10 protein-coding genes are annotated in these 11,435 nt (G+C 71.8%); 4 read left to right on the top strand and 6 right to left on the bottom strand.

Going from position 1 to position 11,435, the window contains the following annotated elements; translation table 11 throughout:
• Positions 1-139: 139 nt before the first annotated feature.
• Both OU416_RS28485 and OU416_RS28480 read right to left on the bottom strand, forming a co-directional pair.
• Positions 140-988, bottom strand: coding sequence for a lipase family alpha/beta hydrolase (locus tag OU416_RS28485; protein WP_270930117.1), 849 nt, complete (start codon positions 986-988; stop codon positions 140-142).
• Positions 989-1,191: 203 nt separating this feature from the next.
• The gene (locus tag OU416_RS28480; protein WP_270930116.1) at positions 1,192-2,214 is read right to left on the bottom strand and encodes a DUF4185 domain-containing protein; all 1,023 of its coding nucleotides are present in this window, start codon (positions 2,212-2,214) and stop codon (positions 1,192-1,194) included.
• 112 nt (positions 2,215-2,326) lie between these two features.
• On the opposite strand from OU416_RS28480, the gene OU416_RS28475 reads away from it, so the two are divergent.
• Complete coding sequence (locus OU416_RS28475; protein WP_270930252.1) at positions 2,327-3,574, top strand: aminodeoxychorismate synthase component I; 1,248 nt, start codon at positions 2,327-2,329, stop codon at positions 3,572-3,574.
• 9 nt (positions 3,575-3,583) lie between these two features.
• On the opposite strand, the gene rsmI is transcribed toward OU416_RS28475, so the two are convergent.
• Positions 3,584-4,417 carry a 16S rRNA (cytidine(1402)-2'-O)-methyltransferase gene (rsmI, locus tag OU416_RS28470; RefSeq protein ID WP_270930115.1) on the bottom strand — a complete coding sequence of 278 codons (834 nt, stop codon included), beginning with the start codon at positions 4,415-4,417 and terminating at the stop codon, positions 3,584-3,586.
• Positions 4,418-4,514: 97 nt separating this feature from the next.
• Here rsmI and OU416_RS28465 point away from each other — a divergent pair, with 97 nt between their 5' ends.
• Positions 4,515-6,089, top strand: coding sequence for a dolichyl-phosphate-mannose--protein mannosyltransferase (locus OU416_RS28465; RefSeq protein WP_372907216.1), 1,575 nt, complete (start codon positions 4,515-4,517; stop codon positions 6,087-6,089).
• A 71-nt stretch (positions 6,090-6,160) separates the two neighbouring features.
• On the opposite strand, the gene OU416_RS28460 is transcribed toward OU416_RS28465, so the two are convergent.
• On the bottom strand, positions 6,161-6,886 hold the full coding sequence (locus OU416_RS28460) for an ABC transporter permease (protein ID WP_270930114.1): 726 nt from the start codon (positions 6,884-6,886) through the stop codon (positions 6,161-6,163).
• On the bottom strand, positions 6,883-7,776 hold the full coding sequence (locus OU416_RS28455) for an ABC transporter ATP-binding protein (RefSeq protein ID WP_270930113.1): 894 nt from the start codon (positions 7,774-7,776) through the stop codon (positions 6,883-6,885). Before OU416_RS28455 ends, OU416_RS28460 begins: the two co-directional genes overlap by 4 nt.
• Positions 7,777-7,910: 134 nt before the next feature.
• Here OU416_RS28455 and OU416_RS28450 point away from each other — a divergent pair, with 134 nt between their 5' ends.
• Together OU416_RS28450 and OU416_RS28445 are read left to right on the top strand one after the other, a co-directional pair.
• Complete coding sequence (locus OU416_RS28450) at positions 7,911-9,086, top strand: sensor histidine kinase (protein WP_270930112.1); 1,176 nt, start codon at positions 7,911-7,913, stop codon at positions 9,084-9,086.
• Positions 9,083-9,679 carry a response regulator transcription factor gene (locus tag OU416_RS28445; RefSeq protein WP_270930111.1) on the top strand — a complete coding sequence of 199 codons (597 nt, stop codon included), beginning with the start codon at positions 9,083-9,085 and terminating at the stop codon, positions 9,677-9,679. The genes OU416_RS28450 and OU416_RS28445 overlap by 4 nt, the downstream gene beginning before the upstream one ends.
• 160 nt (positions 9,680-9,839) lie before the next feature.
• Here the strand turns inward: OU416_RS28445 and lat are convergent, their stop codons facing one another.
• Positions 9,840-11,207 carry an L-lysine 6-transaminase gene (gene lat, locus OU416_RS28440; RefSeq protein ID WP_270930110.1) on the bottom strand — a complete coding sequence of 456 codons (1,368 nt, stop codon included), beginning with the start codon at positions 11,205-11,207 and terminating at the stop codon, positions 9,840-9,842.
• Positions 11,208-11,435: the final 228 nt, after the last annotated feature.

Genomic DNA, 11,435 nt, shown 5'->3' with positions numbered 1-11,435 from the left:
GTGACCTCGAACGGGTTCCGGGTTCGCCGGGCATCAGACCGCACGACCCGCCCCCGGGCCCGGAGCGACGCGATTTCAATGGAAATCAGAGGTCCGTTTTCCATTGAAATCGCGTAACCGCCGAACCCGGGACGGCGGTTCAGCAGCTGACCGGCCGGACGTTGGCCGGGTCGAGCGCGTTGAGGACCAGGCGGGCGACGTTGGGGTTGAAGGCCACCGCGACGTGCTCGGAGAAGTCGGCCGGGCAGACGTCCTGGAGGACGATGTTGGTCGCGCCGTCCAGGTGGCCGCTGGTGTACGGGGTGACCAGCTGGTCGTACTTCGTCATGATCGTCGTGTACTCGATGCCGGGCACCGCCGCGCCGTCGGCGTTGAGCTTCTTCATGAAGTCGGAGTCCTTGAACAGCTGCCTGCACGAGCCGCACAGCTCGTCCGGGACCTCGCCGACGACCGGGATCTCCTCGGCCAGCCGGTCCAGCAGCTCGGAGGTGCTCTGCAGCGTGGTGCCGTCGTAGAGCGGGGTGATCGCGACGTAGCGCCGCACCTCGTCCGCGCCGCCGAGGAACTTCAGGTAGTACTGCGGCATCACGGTGCCCTCGGAGTGGCCGACCAGGTCGACCTTCGGCGCGCCGGTGGCGGCCAGCACGTCGTCGACGAACGCCGCCAGCTCGGGCGCGCTCTCCTCCATCGGCGCGAAACCGCCGGTGACCGGCGGTACCAGCGGCGGGCGGCCGTAGGTCAGCGCGTACACGCAGTAGCCCTCGCTGACCAGCTTGGGACCCATGTACGCCCAGTTCGTCGGGGCCGAACCGCCGAGGCCGTGCACCAGCACCACGGGCGTCGGGTGCTCCTCGCTGGGCTGGCAGCTCCAGTCGTTGACGCCGGGTGGCGCGGGTTCGACGTTCGCGGGCTCGGCGGTCGCTGGGCTCGCCGCCGCGGTGACCGCGAGCAGCGCCGCCAATCCGGCCAGGACACCTCTGATCCGCATGTTCCGCCTCACCTCGTCGTGGGGATCCTGCGAACCACAACGGCCCGAGATCGCAAAGGTGACGCGCCGAACCCGGCCGGATTCCCCCGACCGAGCACCCCACCAAACCCAAAACCCCAGGTCGCGATGGGCGCCTGGTCAATTTCGTACGAAATTGACGTTCACCCGGGTGATGGTCAATTTCGTACGAAATTGACCAGGCCTCAGGCGAGGTCGGCTCGGAAGAGGTCGACGTTGTAGGGGATCCACTGGGTGAGGGTGAAGTGGATCGCCGGGCCGTCCGCCGACCACGGGTGCTGGAAGCCTCCGTAGAGGCCCGGGTACCGGGCGCCCGCCACCAGGACCTCGCCGTCGGTCCACGGGCCGGTCAGCTCCGGGGCCGTGCGCAGGACGATCGCCGCGCGGTGCTCGTCGAGGTGCACCGCGAACCACTGGCCGAAGTGGCGGTTGAACTGCACCGACAGCTCCGCGACCGGGGCGCTGAGCACCGGCTCGGCGCCGAGCACGTCGCTGCTCCAGGAGGAGCCGGTCCAGTACTCGTAGGCAGCCGGTTCGAGCAGGTCTTCGGCGCGCACGCGGGCCAGGTGGCCCGATCCGAACCGGCCGCTCGGGGTGCCCAGGAGGTGCACGCGGCCGTCCACCACGCCGGCGAAGCCGATCATCTGGAACGGGTGGCCGCCCGGGTCGCGGCGGCGGAACCGGCTCCACCAGCGCTGACCGCTGTTCGGCCAGACCGCGGTCGCGGACTTCGTCCAGGTGCGGCCGCCGTCGTCGGAGTGGGCCAGCGCGCCGTAGTTGGTGTGCCACACCCCGGGCATCCCCCAGCGGCGCACGGACATGTAGTGCAGGTAGTTGCGGCCGCCGATGGCGATGCCGGAGGTCGGGATGACGGTGTGCTCGCGCGCGGAGCGATCGGCGGGCAGGAACTGGCCCGCCGCGCCGTCCTCACGCGGCAGCACCCAGTCGAAGTCCAGCCCGGCGTCGAGATCGGTGCTGGTGGAGCGGGCTATGACGTTGAACCGCCAGTCGGCGCTCTTGGGCCCGGCGCCGCGTCCGCCCCAGCCCTCGCCGTAGGTGTCGCCGAAGGCCACCAGCACGCCGTCTCGGCCGTCGTCCCAGAGGATCCCCAGATCGGTCGCGGTGATCCCGAACCGGCTGGCGGTGCGGTTGCGGGAATCCTCACCGGTGATCCGGGTGAGCCTCGTCGCACCCACCACGCGCACCATGCCGCCACCGTACGCGGGGATGACGTTTCCGCAGGCCAACAAGGCCGTCGGCGGTGGCCGGGCGGCGTGGCGCGCAGGCCATACTGGCGCCGTGCCGGTTTTCACCCAGTCGATGGACGGGACGGCGAGCGCCGAGCAGGTGCTGCGCCGCTTGGCGGTGCGCGCGCGACTGCGCGGACTGCCACCGCCCGCTGCGCTGACCGGCGACTGGTTCGGCGGCTCCGCCGTGCTCGCGCCGTCGGTGCGGATCGACGCCACGCCGCCCGATCGCGCCTTCACCACGGTCGACACCGCGCCGGTGCGCGCCGAGCCGGGCGGGCCGGTCGGCGGCGGCTGGATCGGCTACCTCGGCTACGGCCTCACCGATCCCGGTCGGCACCCGCACCCCCGGCGGTTGCCGACCGCCGCGTGGGGCTGGGCCGATCACGTGCTGCGGCGCGATGCGAGCGGTCAGTGGTGGTTCGAGGCGCTCGGCGAGCAGTCGCCCGAGCTGATCGCGGAGCTCGGCGAGGTGATCACGTCCGACGAGGTGCCGCCCGCGGAGTGGACCGCGGGGCCGGTGCGGCGGCCGGATCGCGACGAGCACGCCAAGGCGGTGCTGAACTGCGTCGAGGAGATCGGCGCGGGCGAGATCTTCCAGGCCAACATCTGCAGCCGCTTCGAGGTGCCGTTCCGGGGTGATCCGCTGGAGGTGTTCGCCGCGGGCAGCGCTCGGTTCCGCCCGGCGCGGGCCGCCTACGTGGCCGGATCGTGGGGCGCGGTCGCATCGCTGTCCCCGGAGCTGTTCCTCACCCGGCGCGGGCGCGTGGTGCGCTCCAGCCCGATCAAGGGCACGCTGCCGCGCCGGGGACCTCAGGACGACCGCAACGCCGAGCTGCTGCGCGCGTCCGCGAAGGACGTCGCGGAGAACGTGATGATCGTGGACATGGCGCGCAACGACCTGGGCCGGGTCGCCGAGGTCGGCCGGGTCACCGTGCCGCGGCTGCTGGACGTGCAGGCACATCCGGGCGTGTGGCACCTGGTCTCGGACGTGCGGGCGGAGGTGCCCGCGGAGCTGCCGAACTCAGCACTGCTGGCCGCGACGTTCCCGCCCGCGTCGGTGACCGGTGCGCCGAAGGTCCGCGCGCTGGAGCTCATCGCCGAGCTGGAGTCGCAGCCGCGCGACGTCTACTGCGGCGCGGTCGGCATGGTCTCGCCGGTGGCGGGCCTGGAGCTCAACGTGGCCATCCGGACCCTGGAGCACGCCGACGGCGTGTTCCACCTGGGCGTCGGCGGTGGCATCACGGCGGACTCGAACCCGGACCACGAGTGGCGCGAAGTCCTGGCCAAAGCCGCCCCGGCCCTCGCCCTGCTCGCCTAGACGGCGCGATCAGCGGCGGGCGGCGAGGACGGCGTCGTAGAGCTCCTTCTTGCGGACGCCCGCCAGCTCCGCGACCTCCGCCACCGCGTCCTTCAGCCGCACGCCCTCCGCCGCGCGCTGCTCCACCTGCTCCACCAGGTCCGCCGGGTCGGCCACCTCCGGCTCGGCTCCGCCGAGCACCACGGTGATCTCGCCGCGCACGCCGTCGGCGGCCCAGGCCGCCAGCTCCGCGAGGCCGCCCCGGCGGATCTCCTCGTAGGTCTTGGTCAGCTCGCGGCAGACCGCCGCTCGCCGCTCCCCGCCGAGCACCTCGGCGGCATCGGCCAGCGCGTCGGCGAGCCGGTGCGGCGCTTCGAAGAACACGCAGGTGCGCTCCTCCGCCGCCAGCCGGCCGAACCAGCGGCGCCGCTCGCCCTGCTTGCGCGGCGGGAAGCCCTCGAAGCAGAAGCGGTCCGAAGGCAGCCCGGACACCGCCAGCGCGGTGGTGACGGCGGACGGGCCGGGCAGGCAGGTCACCGGCAGCTGCTCGGCGACGCACGCCGTGACCAGGCGGTACCCGGGGTCCGACACGCTGGGCATGCCCGCATCGGTGACCAGCAGCACCGTGCGGCCCTCGCGCAGCGCGTCGAGCAGCATCGGAGCGCGCGCCGTCTCGACGCCCTCGTAGTAGCTGACCACCTTGCCCGTGGGCACGACGTCGAGCGCGCTGGCCAGCGCCCGCACCCGCCGGGTGTCCTCGGCGGCGACGACGTCGGCCGAGCCGAGGGCCTCGATCAGCCGCGCGGAGGCGTCGCGGACGTCGCCGAGCGGCGTGGCGGCGAGCAGGAGCGTCCCGGAGTCCATGACAGCGAGCCTAATGACGCAGGCGCCACCGCTCCCGCGTGGCTCTTTCCACCGTCGCCGGACCGGGAACGCCGCCGGTCTCCTACGATCGGGGGTCGTGAGCGTCCTCGTCCCCACTCCCGGTGGCCGCAGCGCAGACGATCTCGTCCACGTCGGCCGCACACCACCGGCGCGGCAGCCGGGCGAGAGCGATCCCCTCCCGCTGCTGGACGTGACGATGCCCGCCGACCGGCTCCGCGGCTGGCTGGTCACCCTCGCGATCACGCTGATCGCCGTCGTCGTGCGGCTGTGGGACCTCGGGCACGCGACCAACGAGGGCACGCCGGTCTTCGACGAGAAGCACTACGTGCCGCAGGCGTGGCAGATGCTGCGCAACGGCGGTTACGAGGACAACCCCGGCTACGAGCTGGTGGCGCACCCGCCGGTGGGCAAGCAGCTGATCGCCATCGGCGAGTGGCTGCTGGGCTACAACCCGTGGGGCTGGCGGATCACGGCCGCGCTGAGCGGCGCGCTGATGGTGCTGCTGATCGTGCGCATCGCCCGCCGGATGACCCGCTCCACGATGCTCGGCGCGCTCGCCGGGATCCTGCTGATCTGCGACGGCGTCAGCCACGTGCAGTCGCGGGTCGGCATGCTCGACATCTTCCAGGCGATGTTCCTGCTGGCCGCGTTCGCCTGCCTGCTGGCCGACCGCGACCAGGTGCGCAGCCGGATGTGGCAGGTCTGCGTCGAGGGCAGGCTGGGCGACAGCCGGTGGGGGCCGCGGCTGGGGTTCCGCTGGTGGCGGTTCGGCGCCGGGCTGATGCTCGGGCTGGCCTGCGGCGTCAAGTGGAACGGCATCTACTACATCATGGCGTTCGGCCTGCTCAGCGTGATCTGGGATGCGCTGGCCAGGCGGGCGGCCGGGGTGCCGCGCCCGTGGCGGGCCGCGCTGCTGCGCGACACCGCGCCCGCGCTGTGGTCGCTGGTGGCGATCCCGCTGCTGGTGTACTTCGGGACCTGGGCGCTGTGGTTCGCCAGCGAGACCGCCACCGACCGGCACGCCGTGCTGGTCTCCGACGACGTCGGCCTGGGCTTCCTGCCGGATCCGCTGCGGTCGCTGCTCTTCTACCAGTTCAACGTGCTGGACTTCCACACCCACCTGGTCACTCCCAAGGAGCCGCACCCGTGGGAGTCGAAGCCGTGGGCGTGGCCGATGGGCATGCGCCCGATGCTCTACTACTACGAATCCGGGATGCCGGGCTGCGGGCGGTCCAACTGCGTCGAGGCGACGATGCTGATCGGCACGCCCGCGATGTGGTGGCTGGCGCTGCCGGTCGCGGGCTGGGCGGTCTGGCGGGCGACGAGCCGGATGGACTGGCGCTACGCCGCGGTGCTGGTCGGCTACGGCGCGGGCTACCTGCCGTGGTTCCTCAACCTGGACCGGCAGATGTACTACTTCTACGCGACGCCGCTGGCACCGTTCCTGGTGCTGGGGATCGTGCTGGTGCTGGGCGAGGTGCTGGGCACCGGGCGGGACCACTTCGAGCGGCGCCGCACCGGGCTGCTGGCGGTGGCGCTGTACGTGGGCCTGGTGGTGGCCAACTTCATCTGGCTGTGGCCGGTCCTCAACGGTGATCCGATCACGCCCGAGCGCTGGCAGGCCGAGCTCTGGCTGCCCTCCTGGCGCTGAGCCGGTTTCGCGAGACCCCCGAGCTCGCGAAACCGGCCGCGGTCAATTTCGTACGAAATTGACCACCACCCTCACACGCGCGGTTCCCAGCGGAACCAGGTGCGGGCGAGGATCGCGAGGAGTGCTGTCCAGGCGAGCAGGGCGCCGGTGGCCGGGAGCGCGCTGGGGACGTCTCCGCCGGTCATGGCCAGGCCGACCAGGTCCATCACGCCGCCGCTGGGCACCAGGTAGGTCAGCGGCGTGATCTCGCCGCTCATCGACACCCAGACCGAGCCGCCGACCAGCACCAGGAACCACGGCATGGTGGTGATCTGCGCCTGCTCCGAGCTCGCGGTGAAGCCGCTGGTCGCAGCCCCCGCCACCAGCGACATCGCGCTCCCGAGCAGCGCCGCGAGCACCAGCGGAAGCGGGTTGGCGGGCGCCGGAGCGCCGATGGCGGTCGCGATGGCCAGCACCACGGCCGTCTGGGCCAGGCCGAGCAGGACCACCGGCAGCAGCAGTCCGCCCAGGATCACCGCGTCGGACACCTCACCGCTGCGCAGCCGCTTGAGGTAGCGGTCCTCGCGGCGGCTGGCCAGCGTCGCGGTCGTGGTGAAGTAGATGGTGAAGCCCTGCACGGCCAGCACCTGCATGCCCAGGACCATGGACCAGGCGGCCGGCCCGGCGTCGGCGGGGACGTTGCTGGCCAGCACGTACCCGAGCATCAGCGGCAGCAGCGTCGCGCTGATCAGCACGGCCTTGTTGCGCGAGAGCAGCTTCCACTCGGTGCGCCCGAGGGCGAGAACGGCCGAGGTCATGCGACCAGTACCTCCTCCCGGACGCCCTTGAAGACGTCCTCCAGCGATGCGTGGTGCGCGCGCAGCCCGCTCAGCTCCAAGTGACCGTCCGCCCACGAGAGCAGTGCGTGCAGGTCCCGCTGCAGGTCCGGGGTGCGGATCTCGACGTGCGTGCCGGTCACCTCGGCCGTTCCGGCCAGCGGCGGGAGCACCGCGTCGCGGTGGGTGTCGAAGCTGATCCGGGCCCGGTGCGCGGCCAGCACGTCGACCAGCCGCCCGGACACCGCGATCCGGCCCTCGTGCATGATCGCCAGCCGGTGCGCGAGCCGTTCGGCCTCTTCCAGGTAGTGCGTGGTGAGCAGCACGGTGGTGCCGCGCGCGAGCAGTCCGCGCACCAGGTCCCAGGTGGCGCTGCGGGATTCCGGGTCCATCCCGGTGGTCGGCTCGTCGAGGAACAGCAGGTCCGGTTCGCCGAGCAGCGCCAGCGCCAGGTCCAGGCGGCGGCGCTCACCGCCGGAGAGCTGCCGGACGCGCACCTCGCGCCGCCCGGCCAGCCCGACCGCGGCGAGCGATTCGTCCACATCGGACGTCCGCGCGGTCAGCGCGCTGCCCAGCTCCGCGGTCTCGCGCACCGTCAGGTCACCGGCGAAGCCGCCCTCCTGCAGCATGATGCCGATGCGGCGGCGGATCGAGCGGTCCTGCCGCGGGTCCTGCCCGAAGACGCGCACGACGCCACCGCTGGGTTCCCGGTGGCCCTCGATGGTCTCCAGCGTCGTCGTCTTGCCCGCGCCGTTCGTGCCGAGCAGTGCGAACAGCTCACCGGGCTGCACGTCGAAGTCGATCCCGCGGACCGCTTCGAACTCGCCGTAGCGGCAGCGCAGGCCCTGCACGCTGATCACTGGTGTTGTCATGGCTCAAGCCTCGCCGGGCGGGCCGGGCGCCGGTAGTGCGCTGGCGTCAGCACCCGGCCGCCGATCTGTCAGCACAATCGATGACTCATGTCATATCCGGCGGCCGATCGCCGAGGATGTCCGATGCTGTACCGGTGAGCACTCCCGAGTTCGACCCCCGGCGCATCCGGCGACTGCGCCGGTACACGTGGTGGACGATCGTCCCGATGCAGCCGTGCTACGTGCTGGCCCCGCTGTTCCTGCTCCTGGCCGGAGCTTCGGACGGCCGCTACGGCACCGTCGAGGTCGTGCTGCTGACGTTGGTCGCGGTGGCCTCCGCGATCGACGGCACGTGGATGGCCCGGAGCCTCATGCAGGGCCTCGGGCACGGCAAGCAGCGGCCGGTGGTGCACGTCGCGGTGTTCGCCGCCGCGCTGGGCGCGATGGCCTACACGATGCACAAGGACGGCAGCGGTGCGCTGTGGTCGATGGTGGTCAGCGGCCTGGCCGGGGTGCACGTCTCGGCCGCGCCGTACCGGTGGCGCTGGCCGCTGGCGATCGGCACCGCGCTGGTGGTGGCGGTGATCGGCACCTTCGCGGGTTCCCCGACCGACCCGCTGCGCGGGCTGATCCCCGGCCTGTTCATCGCGGTCCTGGTGTCGGTGGTCATGGCGCTGGTGCTGGCTTCGGTGTGGTTCTGGGACATCGTGCTCGAACTCGACCGGGCCCGGACGGTCAGCGCCGAGCTGGCGGTGGCCAACGAGCGGCTGCGGTTCGCCGCCGATCTGCACGACATCCAGGGCCACCACCTGCAGGTGATCGCGCTGAAGGGCGAGCTGACCGAGCGGCTGATCGGCGTCGACGACGCGACGGCGCGCGCATCGGCCGCCGAGATCGCCGAGATCGCGCGGACTGCGCTGAAGGACACCCGCGACGTGGTGCACGGCTACCGCCACACCAAGCTCACCTCGGAGCTCGAAAACGCCCGCGAGATCCTGGAAGCCGCCGGAGTTCGCACCGCAGTGGACGGTGATGCGGCACTCGTCCCGCCGCCGCTGCAACCGCTCTTCGGCGCGCTGGTGCGCGAAGGCACGACGAACGTCCTGCGCCATTCCCGCGCGGAGAACTGCGAGCTGCGCATCGTCGTCGACGGGCCGCGCACCAGCATCGTGCTGCGCAACGACCGCGTGAAGCCGCCGAACGAGGCGGCGGGGTCGGGCATCGAGGGGCTGCGCCAGCGGTTCAGCGCCATGGGCGGTCACGTCGAAGGGCGCCTGGTGGACGATTGGTTCGAGTTGCGCGGAGCCGCCGAGCTGGGGAGGACATCGTGATCCGTGTGGTGCTGGCCGACGACGAGGACCTGATCCGCGGTGCCCTCGCGGCGCTGCTGGACCTGGAGCCCGATCTCTCGGTGGTCGCCCAGTGCAGCAACGGCGCCGAGGCGGTGCGCGCGGTGCGCGAGCACGCGCCGGACATCGCGGTGTTCGACCTGGAGATGCCCGAGGTCGACGGTGTCCAGGCCGCCCGCGAGGTGGCCGCGGAGGTGCCGATCGTGCTGGTCACCCGCCATGCGCGACCCGGCGTCCTCAAGCGCGCCCTGACGGCGGGCATCCGCGGCTTCGTCCCCAAGACCACACCGGCGTCCCGCCTGGCGGCGATCCTGCGAGACGTCCACGACGGCGGCCGCTACATCGACCCGGAGATCGCGGCCAGCGCGCTGACCAGCGGCACCTGCCCGCTCACCGAGCGCGAGCTGGAGCTGCTCGCGCACACCCTGCAGGGCGGCACGATCGCCACCATCGCGGCGGAGGTCCACCTCGCCCAGGGCACGGTCCGCAACTACCTCTCCTCAGCCATGACCAAGCTGGGCGTGTCAACCCGCCACGAAGCCGCCCGCCACGCCTGGCAAGAGGGCTGGATCTGACCCGCACCCCACAGCTGACGGACCGCGGTGAAGGGCACCTTCAGGCAACTTGCTCGCCTGAAGGTGCCCTTCACCTGCTCACTCGGATGAGGTGGGGTGAAGGGCACCTTTCGCTCGCATAGTTGGGGAAAGGTGCCCTTCGCCTCGCTGGATTCGGCGGTCAGGTGAGGTCGGCGAGGGTTTTGCGGAGGGCTGCTGCCGCGTCGACCAGTTCCTCCGGGCGCGCCGAGAGCGGCGGGCGGGCGCGCAGGGAGTCCGGACCGGACGGGAGGAACAGGGTCCGGTGGTTGTCGCGGGCCAGGGCCAGGGCGCGGTCGCGGTCGGCGGGGTCGTGGAAGGTGATCGCGCACATCAGGCCGCGACCTCGGGGGGCCTTGATCAGGGACGGGAACTCCACCGCCAGGTCGCGCAGCTCGCCGAGCAGCAGCTCGCCCATCAGGCGGCTGTGCTCGAAGAGGCCCTCGGCCTCGACGACCTCCAGGATGCGGGTCGCGCGCACCATGTCGGACAGCGAACCGCCCCAGGTGGAGCTGATCCGGCTGGGCTCGCGGAACGCGTTGTCGGCGATCTCCAGGACCCGCCTGCCGCCCATCACGCCGCACACCTGCAGGCGCTTGCCGAAGGCCACCAGATCGGGCTCCAGCCCGAGCGCCTGGTGCGCCCACGCCTGACCGGTCAGCATGCCGGTCTGCACCTCGTCGGCGACGGTGAGCACGTCGTGCTCGCGGCACAGCTCCTGCACGGCCCGCAGGAACTGCGGGCGCAGGTGCCGGTCGCCGCCCTCGCCCTGGATCGGCTCGTACACGAAGCAGGCGATCTCCCGGCCGTAGCGGTGCAGCGCGGCGCGCGCGGCGTCGAGCGAGGCCTCCTCCTCCGGCAGGAGCCCGGCGCTGTCCCACCGCTCGCCCGGTTCGACCGCCGGGCTGGGGATGCGCGGCCAGTCGAACATCGGGTAGTCGCGGATCTTCGCCGGATCGGTGTTGGTCAGCGACAGCGTGTAGCCGCTGCGGCCGTGGAAGGCCTTCTCCAGGTGCAGCACGCGGGAGCCGCGCACGGCGATCCCGTTGCGGGCGTTGAGCTTCGTCTTCCAGTCGAAGGCGACCTTCAGCGCGTTCTCCACCGCGAGCGTGCCGCCGTCGATGAAGAACAGCAGCGGCAGCTCGTCGATGCCGACCACGCGGCGGAAGGTCTCGGCGAAGCGCGCCTGCTCGACGGTGGCGAAGTCCGGGTTCGACGGTTTCACCCGTCCGGCGCGCACCAGCGCGGCCTCGAACTCGGCGGTGCGCAGGCCCGGGTGGCCGTGCCCGAGCGGCGCCGAGCTGAAGAACATCGTCAGGTCCAGGTACTCGGTGCCGTCGCGCGCATCGCGCAGCCGGCAGCCGTCTCCGGCGTCGAGGTCCACGACGATGTTCATCAGGTCGCCGGTGACCTGCGCCTTCAGGGATTCGACCACGCCGGTCGCGGCCTCGCGGGGAGCAGGTACGTCGGTCGGTGCCACATCGCGGACGGTGTCGTGCTGAGCGGTCATCGTCGGCCTCCCGGACCCGTGTCACGCATCACTTGTCAACAAGAATTACATCAGAGTCTCGTCAACAAGCAACATCCTTCAGTAAGGAGTGCGCAAAGGCGAAAGATTTTCTTTCGCTGGAGATCGCGGTCGCCACCTCCCCGCGAAGGGCCCCGATCGACCGGAGCCCTTCCAGAACGTTCCCGGAGCTCCTCGCTCGCACGATCGGTCCCGCAACGGAACTCGAAC

It is taken from the genome of Saccharopolyspora indica, assembly GCF_027853965.1.
GTDB classification, from domain to species: domain Bacteria; phylum Actinomycetota; class Actinomycetes; order Mycobacteriales; family Pseudonocardiaceae; genus Saccharopolyspora; species Saccharopolyspora indica.
Note: the sequence above shows the minus strand (reverse complement) of the source record. Positions and strands in the feature narration are given on the sequence as shown.